At 42.6% G+C, this 18474-nt stretch carries 19 protein-coding genes; 3 read left to right on the top strand and 16 right to left on the bottom strand.

Translation table 11 applies throughout. The annotated features are described in order from the left end of the window. Positions 1 to 65: 65 nt before the first annotated feature. From rplT to thrS, 4 genes are all read right to left on the bottom strand, one after another. On the bottom strand, positions 66 to 422 hold the full coding sequence (gene rplT / locus I8J31_RS07770) for a 50S ribosomal protein L20 (protein WP_199467723.1): 357 nt from the start codon (positions 420 to 422) through the stop codon (positions 66 to 68). 48 nt (positions 423 to 470) lie between these two features. Continuing rightward, positions 471 to 665 (bottom strand): 50S ribosomal protein L35, encoded by a 195-nt coding sequence (rpmI, locus tag I8J31_RS07765; protein WP_199467722.1) that lies wholly within the window; start codon positions 663 to 665, stop codon positions 471 to 473. 64 nt (positions 666 to 729) lie between these two features. Then, the gene (infC, locus tag I8J31_RS07760; protein WP_199467721.1) at positions 730 to 1263 is read right to left on the bottom strand and encodes a translation initiation factor IF-3; all 534 of its coding nucleotides are present in this window, start codon (positions 1261 to 1263) and stop codon (positions 730 to 732) included. A gap of 8 nt (positions 1264 to 1271) precedes the next feature. Beyond that, positions 1272 to 3209 (bottom strand): threonine--tRNA ligase, encoded by a 1938-nt coding sequence (gene thrS, locus I8J31_RS07755; protein WP_199467720.1) that lies wholly within the window; start codon positions 3207 to 3209, stop codon positions 1272 to 1274. Positions 3210 to 3455: 246 nt separating this feature from the next. On the opposite strand from thrS, the gene I8J31_RS07750 reads away from it, so the two are divergent. Both I8J31_RS07750 and I8J31_RS07745 read left to right on the top strand, forming a co-directional pair. Further along, positions 3456 to 4082: an O-methyltransferase gene (locus I8J31_RS07750; RefSeq protein ID WP_199467719.1), complete on the top strand. Its 627-nt coding sequence runs from the start codon at positions 3456 to 3458 to the stop codon at positions 4080 to 4082. Between the two features lie 96 nt (positions 4083 to 4178). Then, on the top strand, positions 4179 to 4880 hold the full coding sequence (locus tag I8J31_RS07745) for a GIY-YIG nuclease family protein (protein WP_199467718.1): 702 nt from the start codon (positions 4179 to 4181) through the stop codon (positions 4878 to 4880). A 78-nt stretch (positions 4881 to 4958) separates the two neighbouring features. Here the strand turns inward: I8J31_RS07745 and I8J31_RS07740 are convergent, their stop codons facing one another. Genes I8J31_RS07740 through ppiC form a run of 4 tightly spaced genes read right to left on the bottom strand, consistent with a single transcriptional unit; the run spans position 4959 to position 7749 of the window. Continuing rightward, entirely contained in the window at positions 4959 to 6305 is a 1347-nt protein-coding gene (locus I8J31_RS07740) for a class II 3-deoxy-7-phosphoheptulonate synthase (RefSeq protein WP_199467717.1), read from the bottom strand. Positions 6306 to 6352: 47 nt separating this feature from the next. Continuing rightward, entirely contained in the window at positions 6353 to 6964 is a 612-nt protein-coding gene (locus I8J31_RS07735; protein WP_199467716.1) for a helix-turn-helix domain-containing protein, read from the bottom strand. A 58-nt stretch (positions 6965 to 7022) separates the two neighbouring features. After that, complete coding sequence (locus I8J31_RS07730; protein WP_199467715.1) at positions 7023 to 7448, bottom strand: protein tyrosine phosphatase family protein; 426 nt, start codon at positions 7446 to 7448, stop codon at positions 7023 to 7025. A gap of 22 nt (positions 7449 to 7470) precedes the next feature. Beyond that, a complete protein-coding gene (ppiC, locus tag I8J31_RS07725) occupies positions 7471 to 7749 on the bottom strand; it encodes a peptidylprolyl isomerase PpiC (protein WP_199467714.1) in 279 nt (92 codons plus the stop codon). Between the two features lie 129 nt (positions 7750 to 7878). Between ppiC and I8J31_RS07720 the strand changes: the two genes are divergently transcribed. Then, a complete protein-coding gene (locus I8J31_RS07720) occupies positions 7879 to 8676 on the top strand; it encodes a response regulator transcription factor (protein ID WP_199467713.1) in 798 nt (265 codons plus the stop codon). Positions 8677 to 8731: 55 nt separating this feature from the next. Here the strand turns inward: I8J31_RS07720 and mutT are convergent, their stop codons facing one another. From mutT to I8J31_RS07680, 8 genes are all read right to left on the bottom strand, one after another. Beyond that, positions 8732 to 9115: an 8-oxo-dGTP diphosphatase MutT gene (gene mutT, locus I8J31_RS07715; protein WP_199467712.1), complete on the bottom strand. Its 384-nt coding sequence runs from the start codon at positions 9113 to 9115 to the stop codon at positions 8732 to 8734. Then, the gene (gene argJ, locus I8J31_RS07710) at positions 9112 to 10332 is read right to left on the bottom strand and encodes a bifunctional glutamate N-acetyltransferase/amino-acid acetyltransferase ArgJ (RefSeq protein WP_199467711.1); all 1221 of its coding nucleotides are present in this window, start codon (positions 10330 to 10332) and stop codon (positions 9112 to 9114) included. The genes mutT and argJ overlap by 4 nt, the downstream gene beginning before the upstream one ends. Before the next feature lie 17 nt (positions 10333 to 10349). Then, positions 10350 to 13058 (bottom strand): preprotein translocase subunit SecA, encoded by a 2709-nt coding sequence (gene secA / locus I8J31_RS07705; RefSeq protein WP_199467710.1) that lies wholly within the window; start codon positions 13056 to 13058, stop codon positions 10350 to 10352. Positions 13059 to 13201: 143 nt separating this feature from the next. Beyond that, positions 13202 to 14119: a UDP-3-O-acyl-N-acetylglucosamine deacetylase gene (lpxC, locus tag I8J31_RS07700; protein WP_199467709.1), complete on the bottom strand. Its 918-nt coding sequence runs from the start codon at positions 14117 to 14119 to the stop codon at positions 13202 to 13204. A gap of 106 nt (positions 14120 to 14225) precedes the next feature. Continuing rightward, the gene (ftsZ, locus tag I8J31_RS07695) at positions 14226 to 15455 is read right to left on the bottom strand and encodes a cell division protein FtsZ (protein ID WP_199467708.1); all 1230 of its coding nucleotides are present in this window, start codon (positions 15453 to 15455) and stop codon (positions 14226 to 14228) included. Between the two features lie 38 nt (positions 15456 to 15493). After that, positions 15494 to 16768 (bottom strand): cell division protein FtsA, encoded by a 1275-nt coding sequence (gene ftsA / locus I8J31_RS07690; protein WP_199467707.1) that lies wholly within the window; start codon positions 16766 to 16768, stop codon positions 15494 to 15496. 68 nt (positions 16769 to 16836) lie between these two features. Then, positions 16837 to 17517, bottom strand: a complete 681-nt coding sequence (locus I8J31_RS07685; protein WP_199467706.1) for a cell division protein FtsQ/DivIB — start codon at positions 17515 to 17517, stop codon at positions 16837 to 16839. A 3-nt stretch (positions 17518 to 17520) separates the two neighbouring features. After that, the gene (locus tag I8J31_RS07680) at positions 17521 to 18474 is read right to left on the bottom strand and encodes a D-alanine--D-alanine ligase (protein WP_199467705.1); all 954 of its coding nucleotides are present in this window, start codon (positions 18472 to 18474) and stop codon (positions 17521 to 17523) included.

The raw sequence follows: 18474 nt of genomic DNA, 5'->3' as shown, positions 1-18474 counted from the left end.
TGAGTCATTCGCTCTATCCAGATGTAATCTACCAAGACCGAACCACTCTAAGGCTACGTCAGAAATTAAGCCAAGCTTGCTTTCGCTTTTTCAACGATTGCAGCAAAAACTTCTTTCTCGTACACAGCTAAATCAGCCAGTACTTTACGGTCAATTTCAATAGCTGCTTTTTTCAAGCCAGCGATGAAACGGCTATAAGAAACACCGTTGATACGTGCCGCAGCGTTAATACGAGCAATCCACAAAGCGCGGAATTGACGTTTACGTTGACGACGGTCACGGTATTGATACTGACCAGCTTTGATAACAGCTTGTTTTGCTACACGAAATACACGACTACGTGCACCATAGTAACCTTTAGCTTGCTTTAAAATCTTCTTGTGACGGCGACGAGCCTGAACACCACGTTTTACGCGAGGCATAATATAAACCCTTTACTAATAAAATTAATGAACTAAAAAAATCTAAACTTAGATGTATGGCAACATGCGTACGATTAACGCTTTGTCGCTTTGCGCAACTTGGTTCATAGAACGAAGATGACGCTTACGCTTAGTCGATTTTTTAGTCAAGATATGACTAGTATGAGACTGCTTATGCTTAAAACCATTCGCGGTACGTTTGAAGCGCTTAGATGCGCCACTGTGTGACTTAATTTTGGACATGATAAAACCACTCTCGCATTCGTTGATGTTAATGTAGCTTCTTAATAACTAACGTTATTTAAAACTACTTCTTCTTTTTGGGGCCTAGCACCATAGTCAATTGACGACCTTCCATTTTCGCAGCTTGCTCTACTGCACCATATTCCTCTAAGTCTAAAGCGACTCGATTCATAAGTTGCATACCAAGCTCCTGATGGGCCATTTCACGACCACGGTATCGAAGTGATACCTTGGCCTTATCCCCGCCTTCAAGGAAACGTATCAGGTTGCGGAGTTTTACCTGATAATCCCCTTCCTCCGTCCCTGGACGGAATTTCATTTCTTTAACTTGAATCTGCTTCGCATTTTTCTTTTGGGCCGCTTTCGCTTTTTTCGCCTCAAAAATATGCTTACCGTAGTCCATGATTTTGCAAACAATCGGATCTGAATCAGCAATTTGCACTAAATCTAAAGTCGCTTCTTGCGCCGCTTTTAGTGCCTCTTCAAGCGAGACAACGCCAACTTGTTCACCATCAGCTGCGATTAAACGCACTTCAGTTGCTCGAATGTTTTCATTAATTTGAGGGCGCTGCTTACTAGCGTTACGTCCACGATTCATATTACCTTTTATAGCGCTATCTCCACTTCTTGTTTACGGCTACGGCGAGCAACTTCTTTTTGAAGCAGATCTTCAAAATCAGTAATACTCATCACCCCAAGATCTTCGCCAGTACGGGTACGAACAGCAACTTGCTGTTGCTCGACCTCTTTGTCACCAACGACGATCATATATGGTACACGTTGAATTGTATGCTCGCGGATTTTAAACCCGATCTTCTCGTTTCTCAAGTCAAGTTTTGCTCTAAAGCCATTTGAATTCAATCTTTTTTCCAAATCAGCACAATATTCGGCCTGCCTATCCGTTATATTCATAATAACGACCTGTTCTGGTGCAAGCCAAACAGGGAAAGCCCCTTCGGTATCTTCAATCAAAATACCAATAAAACGCTCTAAAGAACCAACAATGGCTCGATGCAGCATAACTGGCGTTTGACGAGAGCCATCTTCAGAAACATATTGGGCCCCCAAACGAGTCGGCATGGAGAAATCAACTTGAATAGTACCGCACTGCCAAACTCGACCAATGGCATCCTTTAGGGAGAATTCTATCTTAGGACCATAAAAAGCCCCTTCGCCTGGTAACTCCTCCCAATCAAGTTGTGCAGAATCCAACGCATCAGCAAGCGCTTTTTCCGATTTATCCCACACTTCATCCGAACCAACACGCTGCTCTGGACGAGTAGACAAGCGATAAATAATATTATCAAAACCAAAGTCAGCATAAACCTCATGCAACAGATCTATAAACTCAGACACTTCTTGTTGGATTTGCCCTTCGGTAACAAAGATATGGCCATCATCTTGTACAAAGTTACGTACGCGCATAATGCCGTGCAAGGCCCCAGAAGGCTCATTACGATGGCAAGAACCAAATTCAGCCATACGGAATGGCAAATCACGATAGCTTTTCAAGCCTTGGTTATACACTTGAATGTGACATGGACAGTTCATCGGTTTAACTGCGTAATCACGATTCTCTGAGTGGGTAGTAAACATATTTTCTTGGTACTTACCCCAATGCCCAGACTTTTCCCATAAAACGCGATCCACAATTTGTGGCGTTTTCACTTCTTGATAGTTGTTATCAATTTGCTGTTGACGCATGTATTGTTCAACCGCTTGATATAAACGCCAGCCCTTTGGATGCCAAAATACCATACCAGGCGCTTCTTCTTGCACATGGAAAAGGTCTAATTTTTTACCCAGCTTACGATGATCACGCTTTTCAGCTTCTTCAATACGCGTTAAGTAGGCCTTCAATTCTTTTTTATCTGTCCACGCCGTACCATAAATACGCTGTAGCATTTCATTACTAGAGTCGCCACGCCAATAGGCACCAGCCAGCTTGGTTAATTTAAAATGACGCAATACCCGAGTATTCGGCACATGAGGCCCGCGGCACATATCCATGTATTCTTCGTGGTGATACAGCCCAACCTCTGTTACCGACTCATCCATATCATCAATCAAAGCAACTTTGTAGGTCTCGCCACGATCAACAAATTGTTGGCGCGCATCAGCAATAGGGGTCATTTTTTTAACAACGTCGTAATCGGTCTTCACCAATTCAGTCATACGCTTTTCAATGGCAGCCAAATCTTCTGGTGTAAAAGGACGCTCATAAGCAACGTCGTAATAAAAGCCTTCATTGATCACCGGACCAATTGCCATTTCAGCCGTCGGATAAAGTTGTTTAATAGCGTGCCCTATAAGGTGAGCAAAAGAGTGACGAATGATCTCAACACCTTCAGGACTTTTTCCCGTTACAATGCTTAACTCAGCATCATCGGAAATAAGCTCGCAAGCATCAACTAGATTGCCATTTATGTAGCCAGCAACCGTGGCTTTGGCAAGTCCAGGGCCAATATCTTCGGCTACTTGCATAACAGTTACAGGATTTGAAAAAGAACGTTGGCTGCCATCTGGCAAGGTAATTACAGGCATTTTATTCCCCTATCGGAGTCAGTGGTGCTCGATACCAAAGAGCACATGTAAATTTCAGCGCATAAATTATCATTTTTCGGTTACTCATGCGAATGTAATTTCGCCCACTCACCCCACTGACCTTCCCATTTATCGGACATCCACGAAAATCAAGTTCTTTTTCTTATTTATAGTCATGGACTTTCTCTGTATGCAGAGTAAAATCGCTTCCTGTTCCACAATAAAACACCACCTACTAAAGGCTTTATGGATCTTAATCATCTCGACGACTACTGCATTGAAACCACTCAATCTGAACCGGATCTATTAATTGAACTGGTTGAAAAAACCTACTCAGATATGGGCTACCCAAATAAGTTGTCTGGAAAAACCATTGGCCGAACTTTGAAGCTTCTATCAAAAGTTACGCAACCTAAACGTGCTTTAGAAATAGGGATGTTCACTGGCTATTCAGCATTATCAATTGCCGAAGGCATGCCAGAAGATGGTGAACTTATTTGCTGCGAAACAAACCCTAGAGCGATTGAATTCGCACAAACCTTTTTTGATCGCAGTCCCCACGGACAAAAAATCAAAGCAATTTTTGGCCCTGCACTAGAAACAATAAAAGAACTCAAAGGCGAATTTGACTTTGCTTTCATTGATGCCGACAAACGTAACTACCTAAATTATTATGAGGCTATTTTGCCTCTTGTAAAATCAGGTGGACTGATCATCATTGACAACTCTCTCTGGCAAGGTCGCGTCCTAGACCCTAAAGAAAACAGCGATATTGCTGTTAATCAGCTCAATCGCTTAATTGCGCAAGATAAACGCGTTGAGAACGTCCATCTCAATGTACGTGACGGCCTAAACCTCGTCGTAAAACACTAAACCTAATTTTTAAAACATCACTTACCTTTAGCTCCTTAATTCGGTGAGTGTCGTTTTTTTGCTATTAACAAAGTCATTAAGTAAGAGGCAACGATTTTGGTCGTTTTTAAAATCACGAATAACATCACTGGAAAACATTATATTGGAACATCTTTCAATAGTGGCTTCCAACGCTTTGAACAATACATCGAAGCAACCAATGAAGGTCTAGACTTTCCACTCTATGATGACATTAGGGAAAATGGCGCCGACGCATTTAGCGTCGAAGAGTTATTCGAAACGGACGATAAACAAGAATTATACGAGCTAGAGAAAGACTATATCTCTATCTATAACGGCGAAAGCTTACGGGGCTACAAAATAGCTCAAACAGCAGAAAAAACCTCGGCTTTAAGTCGTGGTAAAAAAGCGCTTTTTGATGCCAATGGTATTTCAACAGCCGAACAACCTAAAAAAGTGCGAAAAACAGCGGTAAAAAAAACAGTAAAATTACCGGAAAAAAAAATAGCGGAGCCTAAACCGACTGTCAGCTCATTTTTTAGCGAACTCATTAATGAAGAAAGACTAAATGCCCCTATTGCAACGACAGAAAAGCCTAAAAAGGCCGCTGCTCGGCCAAAAAGTAAAGCAAGCATTCAAAAAATGCTCAATGATACAGAACGAACAGCAAGAAAAGAACGTGAAGAAAAGCTAAAATTACAACAACAAGCTGAAGCCGAAGAAATGGCCTTAATCATGGCTAAAATCGATACGACCTCTAAATCAGTGACTTCAGCCTTTCGTCGTCGCAAAAGCTAATCATAAAGCCCACCAAAAAGCCCAGTTGAGATAACTCAACTGGGCTTTTTTTACGCTCAATTCTTAGCTAGATAAAAGCTAACTTCTTGCTTTCTTTAACGTTTCAGAAATCATAAAAGCAAGCTCTAAAGACTGGTCTGCATTCAATCTAGGATCACAATGGGTATGATAGCGGTCAGCCAAATCCGCTTCTGTCACCTCAAAAGAACCACCAACGCATTCCGTCACATTCTGTCCGGTCATCTCGAAATGCACACCACCCGCGTAACTTCCTTCAGCATTATGCACCTGAAAGAATTGCTGCACTTCTTTTAGTACATCATTAACACGGCGTGTCTTATAACCAGTGGAAGCCTTAATCGTATTGCCATGCATTGGATCACAACTCCAAACAACCTGCTTACCTTCTCGCTGTATCGCTCGGATCAATGCCGGCATACCCTCTTCGACTTTATCCGCCCCCATACGAACAATAACATTTAACCTACCGGCCTCATTCTCAGGGTTAAGCACATCACAAAGACGCACTAGGTCTTCTGGATCCATGGAAGGACCAGCTTTCACGCCGATTGGGTTTTTCACACCGCGCAAAAACTCAACATGGGCACCATCCAATTGACGCGTACGATCTCCAATCCACAACATATGCGCAGAGCAATCATACCAGTCGCCAGTGAAGCTATCCTGACGCGTTAAAGCCTGCTCATAAGGTAATAGCAAGGCCTCATGGGAAGTATAAAATTCCGTTTCTTTAAGTTGACCAAGACCTGCGCCAACACCACATGCTTCCATAAACTGCAGGGCATCATCAATTTTATCTGCCACACTTTGAAAACGTCCACCGGCAGGGCTGGAGTTCAAGAAATCTAGGTTCCATTTATGAACCTGATGCAAATCAGCCAACCCACCCTGTGCAAAAGCACGAAGTAAATTCATCGTCGAAGCACTTTGATTGTAAACCTGAACCAAACGCTCTGGGTCTGAAAGTCTAGCTTGCTCAGTAAACTCTATGCCATTAATAATATCACCGCGATAACTTGGTAATTCAACACCATTTATCGTTTCTGATCCGGCAGATCTAGGTTTGGCAAATTGACCAGCCATACGACCTACTTTAACAATAGGACATTTACCAGCATAGGTAAGCACAACCGCCATCTGCAACATTACTTTAAAAGTGTCGCGTATGTTATTCGCATGAAATTCCGCAAAACTTTCTGCGCAATCCCCACCCTGTAATAAAAAAGAATGCCCATTAGCGACTTGCGCTAAGGCATTTTTTAGTTGACGCGCTTCACCAGCAAAAACAAGAGGAGGCATTTTTTCCAACGAACTTTCTACTTGCGCTAGGTGTTCTGCATTAGGATAAACCGGCTGCTGTAGCGCTTCTTTACCCCTCCAACTTGTTAAACCCCATTGCTTCATAATATCTACAACCTTAGTTTTATTTATAATATGTATTGAACCGTCACTTAGCGCGCAACAACCCAAAGTATTTCTGCGTCCTTTACAGACAAAGAGACCACCGCATGCCCCATGGTGGCATCATAATACACACTGTCTCCTTCTTTTAATTCAATTGGTTCATAGAGTTCAGAGAAAAAATTAATTTTACCCTGCAATACCAAAAGAAACTCTTCTCCATCATGACGAACCCATTCTTTAAATTCATCAAAAGATCTAGCTCGGACCTTAGTTTTAAATGGCACCATTTTTTTCCGGCTAATGGAGAAATTAAGCAGTTCATGCTCATAAGTCGCCGTAGGGTGTGGCTCTCCTTTTCCTTTACGCGTAATGTCCCTTCTACCCGCTATCGAGTGCTCACTTGCCTCAACAAAAAGTTGCGGCAAATCCATCTCCAAGCCCTTGATCAGCTTCTGAACAATAGTAAAGCTTGGTGATACTTGGTCATTTTCTATTTTTGATAACGTCGACCGGGCAATACCAGTCCGCTTCCCAACCTCCTCAAGAGTCCACCCCCTTGAAAGGCGGATTTCCTTAACACGCTTACCTAACTCTAACGGCTCAACAAAGCGATCAGGGTCTGACGCTGTGGCCGTTTCCAATGATGGACGACTTACCATAACTCACCAATACGACTTCTATACCAAAAATTCACTCGATCAGGCCTTTATCAGCATACTATCGCGATAAAGGATCCATCGCCGACGCACATCGTAACAAATCAAACCCTTTTGCAGATACAAATGATACAAGCTCTTTATAATCCTTACCTTTAGCATTATTAAGTAATACCCATAACACTGAAGATCGCGTTCCTGTACGACAAAAAGCAATAGTCTTCTTATCGACGGATAAAGACTCACCCTGTAAACCAACATGCGATTGTGACAAATGCGCCAAATCAATAGGATTACTAATGTACTCCATGCCCAGCAAGTCAGCAGCCTTTTGCAGATCACTCCCTAATGGTTGATCATCAACTTCATGATCAGGGCGATTATTAATGACGCGCTCAAAGCCCATTTTTTTTAATGTCACTAGGTCTTGCTCTACAAGTTGCGGAGCAACAAAGTAAAGCGCATCAAGTTGAACTGGATCATTCATCTCACAACTTCCTTTAAATATTTCAAGAACGGTACAAAACCTTTATTAAATGGAACCCAAACTGAGTCTTCACAGGCCCCTGCACCTTCAATAGCGGACCATTAAATACCACTTTATCAAAGGCTGGAACCATATCGCCTCTACGAAACTCCCCGAGGTCACCACCTTTCTTGCCAGATGGACAGGTTGAAAACTGCTTTGCTAACTTGTAAAAATCCGCCCCCTTGTCTAATTTTATCTTAATAGACTCAGCCTCTGCTTTTGTTTTAACTAGAATATGACACGCACTAGCAGTCGCCATTTCAACTCCTCTTCCTATAGATTAACCAATCGAAACATATTAACCTATTTAATAAGGTAAGATTAGAATGAATAAACAACCAAATTTAATAAATCTGCATTTGCACGAAAAAATAAGGCTAAATCTAATATGAGCACCTACGCAGCAATCAGTGACCTATCCTTCCTTCTTGTAGAACCCTCCGACACCCAAAAAAAGATCATTGTTAAAGCTCTAGAAGATGCGGGAATTAAGCAGATTGAATACGCCAACAATATTCAAGAGACTTTAGACGCTCTTACTTCATTTCCACCGGATTTAATCATCTCTTCAATGTACCTGCCTGACGGCTCAGCAAATGATTTAATCGATAAAATTAGAAACAATGAAGACACTGAAGACCAGTGCTTTATGCTCATTTCTAGTGAAAGAAACAGAAACATGCTAGAGCATTTAAGACAATCTGGTGTACTCGCAATATTACCTAAACCCTTCACTAAAAAAGATCTTGCTAGAGCAATTCATGCCACACTAGATCTAGTGGTAGAAGAAGAAATAGATCTAGAAATGTTTGACCCTAAAACCCTAAGAGTCCTTGTCACTGATGATAGCCGATTGGCACGTAAACACGTCAGCAAAACACTGAATACGATGGGGATAGAATTAATTCAATTCGCCGAGAATGGAAAAGAGGCAATAGAGCTACTTGCAATAGAAGAATTTGATTTAATTGTAACAGATTACAATATGCCCGAGATGGATGGCAGAGAACTCACAGAAGCCGTTCGCCAAGACCCTAACCTGGCACACATCCCTATATTAATGGTGAGCTCAAATTCAGAAGATAGACAGCTTTCTAATATTGCTCAAGAAGGCGTAGATGCCATATGTGGTAAGCCTTTCGAGCCGAGTGTTGTAAGACAACTACTAGCACAAATATTAAATTAAAAGCAATAAAAGAGCCTCATGCGAGGCTCTTTTTCTATCAATAACAAACAAAAAACTAAGCAGTCAAGGCTTCCACTATCACCTTGTTAGCTTCAGGAAAATCATAAGATAATAAATGAGACATAGAGACCCAACGAACCTCCTGCCCTTCCTGTCCAGAAGGCTCCCCTTCAAAGTCATCGACTTGAAAAAAGAAAAGCTCAACTAACTTATCTCCATAGTCATGGGATACTGTCTTGAAAAGCACACAACGGCGAACCGCAATACCACACTCTTCTTCCAGCTCACGAACTAAAGCCGATTCTGGCGATTCATCTTGATCACATTTCCCGCCAGGAAACTCCCAAAGATCCCCCTGGTGTTGATCAGGTTTACGCAAGGCAATAAATACCTGATCATTACGAGTAATAATTCCAGCAGATACCCTAACTAGCTTCATGTGCGGTAATCAGCATTAATAGTAACGTATTCATGAGAAAAGTCTGTTGTCCATACCGTATCAGACGCATTTCCCACCCCTAGATCAACAAGGATGTGAATCTCTTCTGGCGCCATAGCAGCTTGACCTAGCTCTTCAGAATAATCTGGAGAAAGACCGCCATTACGGGCAATCTCAACACCATTAATATGAAGCTGAACAGCATCTACATCCAAGCCTTCAACACCTGCACGGCCAACAACAGCCAAAATACGCCCCCAATTAGGATCCGAAGCAAACAATGCCGTTTTCACTAACGGAGAATGTGCGATTTCAAAGGCCACTTTAGTCGCATCCTGCTCAATCGCAGCACCACTCACCTCAACCGTCACAAACTTAGTTGCGCCCTCACCATCACGGACAATAGCATGAGCAAGCTCTTGCATCACTTCTGTAAAGGCCTGAATAAAGGCTTGAGCTAAAGGTTCATTGGCTGATGTAATTTCATCATTACCAGCCAAGCCCGTAGCAACAGCGATACAAGAATCATTAGTAGAAGTATCACTGTCTACCGTAATTCTATTAAAACTTTTATTAACCACTTCTTTCAATATAGATTGCAGAACATCAACACTCATCGCAATATCACTAAAGACATAACCAAGCATGGTCGCCATATTAGGACGAATCATTCCTGCGCCCTTTGAAACACCCGCAATCGTGTATTGTTTACCTGCGAAATCAAAAGTACGTACAGAACCTTTAGGCAAGGTATCAGTTGTCATAATACCTACACCTGCTGAATACCAGTTATCAGCAGATAAGTTATTTAGTGCTGAAGGAATAGCAGAAATGATTTTATCCACGGGGAGAGGCTCACCTATCACCCCCGTTGAAAATGGCAATATAGATTCAATAGCCGTATCGGCCTGATCAGCCAATACCTGACACGCTCTTAAGGCATCATCCAATCCAAGCTGACCCGTTCCAGCATTCGCATTACCTGTATTAATCAATAAATATCGACTTGCCGATTTCCCTAAGTGCTTTTGACAAATTCGTACCGGTGCAGCACAAAACGCATTCTGTGTAAAAACCCCCGTCACCGAAGCCCCTTCACACAACTCAAAAACCACCAAATCTTTCTTATTCGGCTTTTTTATTCCTGCTTCAGCAACACCAATGCGCACCCCTTTAATCTCAGGGATATTAGGAAAATCATGTAACCCTACCGCCATTTAAACTCTACCTTCTCTTAAACTAAACGACCGTGACATTGCTTGTATTTTTTGCCTGAACCACATGGGCAAGGCTCGTTTCGCCCCACCTTTGGAAATTCACTGCCAGCCTCAGCAGATGGCGCAGAGTCTCCCATGACGGAGCTGGAAGCATGAGACATATTCATCGTTGTTTTTGCTTCTTGCTCACGGCGTGCTTGCTCAATCTTTTCTGCTTCTTCGGCAGACTGCACCTTCACACGAGTAACAATTTGAATCACTTCAAACTTAATTTGCTCTAATAAGCTTTGAAATAGCTCAAACGCCTCACGCTTGTACTCTTGCTTTGGGTTTTTCTGAGCATAACCACGTAAATGTATTCCTTGTCGAAGCATGTCCATGGTCTGAAGGTGTTCTTTCCACAAGGTATCAAGAACCTGTAGAAGCACTTGCTTCTCAAATCCTCTAAGAGAGTCACCTCCAGCAATAGCTTCTTTTGCAGCATAATCTTCCAGAAAGCCATCCAGGATTTTCTGGCGTAGAGGCTCTTCATAAAGCTTTTTATCGTCTTCCACCCATTGAACAATAGGCAACTCCAGACCAAACTCATTGCGGATTTTTTCTTCAAGACCTTGCAAGTCCCACATATCAAAAATACTTTGCGGTGGAACAAACTCATCAATAACACCAGATACAACTTCTTCACGCATTGCTAAGATAGCTTCAGATAAATCATCTGATGTCATCATTTCAAAACGCTGACGGTAAATAACCTGACGCTGATCATTCGCTACGTCATCGTATTCTAAAAGCTGCTTACGAATATCAAAGTTACGGCCTTCAACTTTACGCTGAGCCTTCTCAATCGCGTTAGAAACCATCTTATGCTCAATGGCTTCGCCTTTCTCCATACCGAGAGCCAACATCATTTTTTTAATGCGATCGGACATAAAAATACGCATCAGATTATCTTCTAGCGATAAATAGAATCGCGAGGAACCAACATCTCCCTGACGACCAGAACGGCCACGCAATTGATTATCTATGCGACGAGATTCATGACGTTCAGTACCAATTATATGCAAGCCTCCAGCCGCTAAAACTGATTCGTTTCTAACTTTCCAATCCGCTTTCAAAGCATCAACTTTTTCTTGGCTAGCACCTTCACCCAGTTGAGCAATTTCAACCTGTAAATTACCACCCAAAACGATATCTGTACCACGACCAGCCATATTGGTTGCAATAGTTACTGCACCAGGACTACCCGCTTCCGCAACAATTTCAGCCTCGCGCTCATGCTGTTTAGCATTAAGAACATTATGTTTAACATTTTTCTTTGAAAGGTAGTTAGAAAGTAATTCTGAATATTCAATAGAAGCCGTACCCACTAGCACAGGGCGACCTTGTTTTACGTTTTCTTCAATATCCAACACAATGGCTTCAAATTTGTCTTCTGTTGACATATAAATTAAGTCATTGAAATCTTTACGCTGAACTTGTCGATTTGTCGGCACCACAATAACAGACAGTCCATAAATTTGCTGAAACTCAAACGCCTCAGTATCAGCCGTTCCTGTCATACCAGAAAGCTTGTCATATAACCGGAAATAGTTCTGGAAAGTCGTAGAAGCAAGCGTCTGACTCTCAGCCTGAATGGTTACACCTTCTTTTGCCTCTACTGCTTGGTGAATACCTTCAGACCAGCGACGACCAACCATGGTTCGACCAGTATGCTCATCGACAATAACGATTTGATCATCTTGAATAACGTAATCGACATTCTTCTTGAAAATAATATGTGCTTTCAAACAAGCATGAACATGATGAAGCAGAGATAGGTTACCCGCCGCATACAAGCTGTCGCCCTCAGCAAGCATCTCTTGCTGAACCAGCCACCCCTCTACAAAAGAGTGCCCCTCTTCTGTTAACTCAATGCTGCGTTGAGATTCATCATAAACATAATGACCAGTAGGTTCGACGTCTTCACCTCCAACCTCTTCCTGCTTAACAAGCAAAGGGGCGAGCAAGTTAATTTTTCTATACTGTTCAGAACTATCTTCCACCGCACCAGAGATAATCAGCGGAGTCCTTGCTTCATCAATTAAGATCGAATCGACCTCATCCACTACGGCAAAATTAAGATCTCTCTGCACACGATCTTCAAAGCGAAAAACCATATTATCGCGTAAATAATCAAAACCAAATTCGTTATTGGTTCCATAAGTAATATCACACAAATAAGCGCTTTTTTTCTCGTCCCTTTCTTGTCCAGAAAAAACAACACCAACACTCATATCAAGAAATTCGTATAAGGGGCGCATCCAATTTGCATCACGCTTAGCCAAATAATCGTTTACCGTAACAACGTGCACCCCCTTAGAAGATAAAGCGTTCAGATAAACAGCTAGGGTAGCAACTAGCGTTTTACCTTCACCTGTACGCATTTCAGAAATCTTACCTTCATTTAGCACCATGCCACCGATCAATTGGACGTCAAAGTGACGCATTCCCATCACTCGGCTGCTAGCCTCTCGCACTACAGCAAAGGCTTCCGGCAACAAAGAGTCTAGAGATTCTCCTTTCTCTATTCGAGCACGAAACTCATTCGTTTTAGCGGTAAGTCCATCATCCGATAACTTACCAAATGATTCTTCATATTGGTTAACTTGAGTAACAGTTTTTCCAAATCGTTTCACTTCTCGGTCATTCTTTGTACCGATGATTTTTTTAATGACGGTTCCAAGCATTTTAAATTCAACGTAGCCAATTAGTAATTGTTAGAGTCTACCATGGTAATGTGTGACAAAACATGAAATATCAAGGACCTAAACGCAAAAAAGCCAGACAAAATGCCTGGCTTTTTAAAAATCGATTAAGATTCAATCACTCATTAACCACCAACGAATGCGGGTTCCGTATAAGAGATAGGCGTTATTTGTGCTGCATCTTCAAACACCACATATTCCCAAGCATCTTGCTGCTCAAGCAAAGCCAGTAAAAGCTTATTATTTAATGCGTGACCTGATTTGTAAGCCTTATATTCACCAATCAAACTATGACCAAGAAGGTAAAGATCGCCAATGGCATCCAAGACTTTATGACGAACTAATTCATCACGGTAACGCAAGCCTTCATCATTCAGTACGCGGTAATCATCAAGAACGATTGCGTTCTCCATGTTTGCACCGCGAGCAAGATTGTTGTTCTTGAAGTATTCTAAGTCCTTCATGAAACCAAACGTTCTTGCACGACTAATTTCTTTTACAAAAGTAGTCGTTGAGAAGTCAAAAGAAGTATTTTGGACATCTTCACCAATCGCCGGATGCTGAAAATCAATCGTGAATGACAAACGAAAACCAGAATGAGGCTCAAGTGTCGCATACTTATCATCTTCATCAACACGAATAGGCTTTTTGATTTTGATAAAGCGCTTAGGAGCATTTTGCTCTTCAAGGCCTGCTGACTGAAGGAGGAAAACAAAAGGACTAGCACTACCATCCATAAGAGGAACTTCACTAGCACTCACTTCAACGTAAGCGTTATCGACACCCAAACCAGCCATAGCTGACAATAGATGTTCCACGGTACTAACCTTCACATCGCCCTGACACAAAGCCGTTGCAAAGTTAGTTGAGCCAACTGCTCGCGCATCACCATGAATCTCTACAACGGGATCCAAGTCTGTGCGCACAAATACAATACCAGTATTTACAGGGGCGGGCTTTAATGTCAAATACACCTTCTCGCCAGAGTGTAAACCCACTCCAGTAGCTCGAATAATGTTTTTTAATGTGTGTTGACGTACCATTATATTCCTACACTTTTATGACGAGATACATTTCTTTACAAGATAGTATCAATGATACAACTTTCATACAATCCAGAGTCTTTACCATGCTTCGTTTTTGCGCAATTTAGTCCGCTTGACGACGTAAAAATGCCGGAATGTCCAAATACGATAATTTATCGTTACTCGAAGCAGAGCTAGATTCATTAGAATCCGCCTTTTCTACTTCTGAGTTTTTCTCCACAACCTCCACCCTCATTGTTTCCGAAGGGGATGACATAGGCTTAGCAACAGGCTGAGAGCTTTTCTCTTCAACAACTTGCTCCACCTTAGTCGTAACCGGCTGAGAGACGACAGATTCACCAACAGCAGATTTCATTTCCACTGCAGACCGCCCTTCCAAACCAGTAGCAACCACCGTGACTCGCATTTCATCACCAACACTGGGATCAATTGCGCAACCAATCACGACAGTAGCGTCTTCCGATGCATATTCTTCAATAATGCCACCAACCTCAGTAAACTCAGACAAACCAACCTCTTCGTTTGCCGTAATATTTACCAGAACACCGCGCGCTCCTTTAAGGTTGATATCTTCTAACAATGGATTATGAATCGCAGATTCTGCTGCCACCCTAGCTCGATCTTCACCAGATGCAGATCCAGTTCCCATCATAGCCATACCCATTTCAGACATAACCGTTCTAACATCAGCGAAATCAACATTAATCAAACCTGGGCGCATAATAAGGTCAGTAATACCCTGCACCGCGTTGAACAAAACATTGTTTGCCTCACCAAATGCCTTCAACAGTGAAATATTCTTACCAAGCACTGGCAAAAGCCGCTCATTTGGTACTGTTATTAATGAATCGACATTTTCGCGTAATTCTTTAACACCTTCATCGGCCACCCTTGCACGACGACGACCTTCAAAAGGAAACGGACGCGTCACAACCGCAACCGTTAAAATACCTAATTCACGGGCAACCTTAGCGATAACTGGAGCTGCTCCAGTCCCCGTACCACCGCCCATACCAGCAGTGATAAAAACCATATCTGCACCCGTGAGTAATTGGGTGATTTTTTCTTGATCTTCTAACGCAGAGTCGCGACCCACTTCTGGATTTGCACCAGCACCCAAGCCTTTAGTAATGGCCGAACCTAGCTGCAAAGACATCCCAGTTTCAAAACCAATCAAAGCTTTTGAGTCTGTGTTGGCACAAATAAACTCAACACCTTCTAACTGATTCTGTAACATATGGCGAACAGCATTACCGCCACCGCCACCAACACCAACCACCTTAATGACGGCATTATCAGATAAATTATCTTCGGCTAAATCAAAGACGTTCATGGGCTTATCGCTCCTCAATAAATTTGCAGTCAAGCTGACTAAATATAGCTCTGAAACCAGTGTTTCAACTTCTGCCATACCTTCGTTGCACTGAAGGAAGACCCGGTTTCCTTAGATGTCAGCACTGACGCTTCTCGTTTAATTTGCGTCTTAGTCATCTCTCGCTTAGAAGGCTTAACTATTGCCTCAGCCTCTTTGCTACCATAAGCCAATAATCCAACACTCGTTGAATATATAGGGTTATCGACAATGTCAGACATTCCTTTAGCACAATCAGGTACAGATAGTCGAATTGGCATCTGAAATACCTTTTCTGCCAACTCTGCCGTCCCCTCCATGAGTGACGTGCCACCAGTAATTACAATACCTGCAGGAATTCGTTCCGCGTATCCGCTGCGCCTTAATTCATCCTGAATTAAGTTATAAATTTCTTCATATCTTGCTTCAACCACTTCTGTTAAAGCATGACGAGTGATAGATCGAGGTTGACGATCACCAACACTTGGCACCTGAAGCTCTTGATCCGCCGTCGCCATGGAAGACATGGCACAAGCATACTTAATCTTAATTTCTTCAGCATGCTGAGTCGGTGTTCGTAATGCCATAGAAATATCATTGGTCACTTGGTCTCCCGCGACAGGCACCACAGCAGTATGATGCAACGCACCATCAATCCACACTGCGATATCAGAAGTCCCTGCACCGATATCAACCAAGCAAACACCTAAATCTTTTTCATCTTCACTTAAAGAAGACTCGCTAGATGCTAATTGAGATAAAATCACTCCATCAACACCCAACCCACAACGTTTAATGCATTTTTCAACATTCATCACTGCATTAACCGCGCCAGAAATAAGGTGTACATTCGCTTCCAAACGCACACCAGACATTCCTAGAGGATCTTTAATGCCTTCCTGAGAATCAATATGATACTCCTGAGGCAATATATGAAGTACTCGCTGATCCGAAGAGATAGGAACAGCCTGAGCTGCATCAATAACTCTATCAACATCCTCTTTTTGTACTTCTCCATCTTTTATCGCAACAATACCATGGGAGTTAAGACTACGAATGTGACTACCAGCAACGCTCACATAAACTGAATGTATATTGCAGCCTGCCATCAATTCGGCTTCTTCAACTGCTCGTTGAATCGACTGAACCGTTGACTCTATGTTGATGACGACACCTCGCTTCATCCCTTTTGCGCTGTGAGATCCTATGCCAACAATTTCTAAACTCCCGTCAGCCAACACCTCTCCAACCAAACAGATAACTTTTGACGTGCCTACATCCAAACCGACTATCATTTCACCTTCCCGGCATTGTGTTTATGGCCATACAGTTCTTGTCTAAAAAAGCAACAAACAGGCCAAGTTTACTCATTCTCTTTCCAGCCGACCGCAATACCATGAGGGTAACGCGCATCAACCGAAGCAATTTTATCTATTCTACCCGATAAATCACTTTTATACACGGCTATAAACCTTTGTAATCTATCTAAAATATCCTCTCTACCCAGCTTAACGCCTATACCATTGGTAAAAAGAATATTCCAAGCGCCTCGCGGCTCCAAAGTAAGCTCAGAAATGCGCATAGAAGTAGAAGCAAGCACCTGACTAATTAAACCAAATTGTTCAAGGACAACATCACTTGCCCCTTTCGGGCCATTTAGCCGAGGAAGCGGCAAATCAGGTACAATTTGCGGCACAATCACGATTGCCGAAGTGGATATTAACTGCCGATCCCGCCAGTATGCTAGAGGCACATGCTCATGAACAAGTATCTGCAAGGTATTTGGCCAAACTTTACGTATTTCTGCGCTTTCCACCCACTCAGGTGAAACAGCAAGGCCCTGAACTTCAGAGACAGAAACCCCAAGAAGACTCCGCCCCAACAAAGGTAAATATTTTTCTTCCAGCTCTTCAACTGTGGTGTATTCGAGCGCCCCCTCAATCTCAACATTTTCTATTAAAAACCAGGCATCAGGCGATTCATCACCTTGAAAGGTGGCCACTAGCACTAATAAAACAGCGCCAATCAGTGCTGCAAGTCTCATAAATTAATGACGCCCAACATGATGCCAAGCACTCAAGGCTATTTTTTCAACCAAAGCGGCGTAATCCAGCCCAACATAATTCGCAGCCATAGGCACCAAACTATGAGATGTCATGCCCGGCGAGGTATTTACTTCTAAAACCCAGAAGGCCCCTGCTCGATCGCGCATAATGTCGACCCTCCCCCAGCCAGAACACCCTAATGAACGATAAGAATCCAAAGCAAGCATTTGCAGCTCATTTTCATCATCTTCATTCAAACCACAAGGCAATAAATACTGAGTATCTTCTGCTATATATTTTGCTTCATAATCATAAAGCTTATGATCAGGTGCTGGCTTGAGACCTATTGCGGGATAAGCAACATCATCAATAATAGTAACGGTAAATTCTGGCCCATCAACAAATGCCTCAACCAACACATCGGAATCGTATTCAAGCGCCACGATAAGAGCAGCATCAAGCTCTTCACGATTAGCAACCTTACTAATTCCTATCGTTGAGCCCTCTCTAGATGGCTTAACAATCAGCGGATAAGACATTTGCTCCTCAATCACTGCCACATCCACCTGTCCAACAAAAGACAAATAAGCGGGCGTAGGAATATCGATCCCTTTCCAATAACGCTTAGTTAACACCTTATCCATTGCCAACCCACACGCTAAAGGCGAACTGCCGGTATAGGGTTTACCCAATATTTCAAGTAAAGCCTGAACTCTACCATCCTCTCCTTCACCACCATGAAGCGCAATAAAGGCTAGATCAAAATCGACTGACTGCAACTGTCGAATGGGGTCTTCGTTACCCTCAGGACCATAGAGATCCAATGCAATAACCCGATATCCCTTAGAACGCAATCCATCTATCACCAAAGGACCACTCTGCAAAGAGACCTCTCGTTCTGCAGATCGACCACCATAAATAACCACAATCACAGATTCTTTTAGCGTGAATGACAT

It is taken from the genome of Marinomonas transparens, assembly GCF_016463975.1.
GTDB lineage: Bacteria > Pseudomonadota > Gammaproteobacteria > Pseudomonadales > Marinomonadaceae > Marinomonas > Marinomonas transparens.
The sequence above is the reverse complement of the archived record's forward strand: the minus strand, read 5'-3'. Positions and strand labels throughout refer to the sequence as shown.

What these genes read in the sequence shown, in the direction of transcription:
- rplT (WP_199467723.1), bottom strand. Translation starts at nt 422, where the DNA reads ATGCCTCGCGTAAAACGTGGTGTTCAGGCTCGTCGCCGTCACAAGAAG.
- rpmI (WP_199467722.1), bottom strand. Translation starts at nt 665, where the DNA reads ATGTCCAAAATTAAGTCACACAGTGGCGCATCTAAGCGCTTCAAACGT.
- infC (WP_199467721.1), bottom strand. Translation starts at nt 1,263, where the DNA reads ATGAATCGTGGACGTAACGCTAGTAAGCAGCGCCCTCAAATTAATGAA.
- thrS (WP_199467720.1), bottom strand. Translation starts at nt 3,209, where the DNA reads ATGCCTGTAATTACCTTGCCAGATGGCAGCCAACGTTCTTTTTCAAAT.
- I8J31_RS07750 (WP_199467719.1), top strand. Translation starts at nt 3,456, where the DNA reads ATGGATCTTAATCATCTCGACGACTACTGCATTGAAACCACTCAATCT.
- I8J31_RS07740 (WP_199467717.1), bottom strand. Translation starts at nt 6,305, where the DNA reads ATGAAGCAATGGGGTTTAACAAGTTGGAGGGGTAAAGAAGCGCTACAG.
- I8J31_RS07735 (WP_199467716.1), bottom strand. Translation starts at nt 6,964, where the DNA reads ATGGTAAGTCGTCCATCATTGGAAACGGCCACAGCGTCAGACCCTGAT.
- I8J31_RS07730 (WP_199467715.1), bottom strand. Translation starts at nt 7,448, where the DNA reads ATGAATGATCCAGTTCAACTTGATGCGCTTTACTTTGTTGCTCCGCAA.
- ppiC (WP_199467714.1), bottom strand. Translation starts at nt 7,749, where the DNA reads ATGGCGACTGCTAGTGCGTGTCATATTCTAGTTAAAACAAAAGCAGAG.
- I8J31_RS07720 (WP_199467713.1), top strand. Translation starts at nt 7,879, where the DNA reads ATGAGCACCTACGCAGCAATCAGTGACCTATCCTTCCTTCTTGTAGAA.
- mutT (WP_199467712.1), bottom strand. Translation starts at nt 9,115, where the DNA reads ATGAAGCTAGTTAGGGTATCTGCTGGAATTATTACTCGTAATGATCAG.
- argJ (WP_199467711.1), bottom strand. Translation starts at nt 10,332, where the DNA reads ATGGCGGTAGGGTTACATGATTTTCCTAATATCCCTGAGATTAAAGGG.
- secA (WP_199467710.1), bottom strand. Translation starts at nt 13,058, where the DNA reads ATGCTTGGAACCGTCATTAAAAAAATCATCGGTACAAAGAATGACCGA.
- lpxC (WP_199467709.1), bottom strand. Translation starts at nt 14,119, where the DNA reads ATGGTACGTCAACACACATTAAAAAACATTATTCGAGCTACTGGAGTG.
- ftsZ (WP_199467708.1), bottom strand. Translation starts at nt 15,455, where the DNA reads ATGAACGTCTTTGATTTAGCCGAAGATAATTTATCTGATAATGCCGTC.
- ftsA (WP_199467707.1), bottom strand. Translation starts at nt 16,768, where the DNA reads ATGATAGTCGGTTTGGATGTAGGCACGTCAAAAGTTATCTGTTTGGTT.
- I8J31_RS07685 (WP_199467706.1), bottom strand. Translation starts at nt 17,517, where the DNA reads ATGAGACTTGCAGCACTGATTGGCGCTGTTTTATTAGTGCTAGTGGCC.
- I8J31_RS07680 (WP_199467705.1), bottom strand. Translation starts at nt 18,474, where the DNA reads ATGTCATTCACGCTAAAAGAATCTGTGATTGTGGTTATTTATGGTGGT.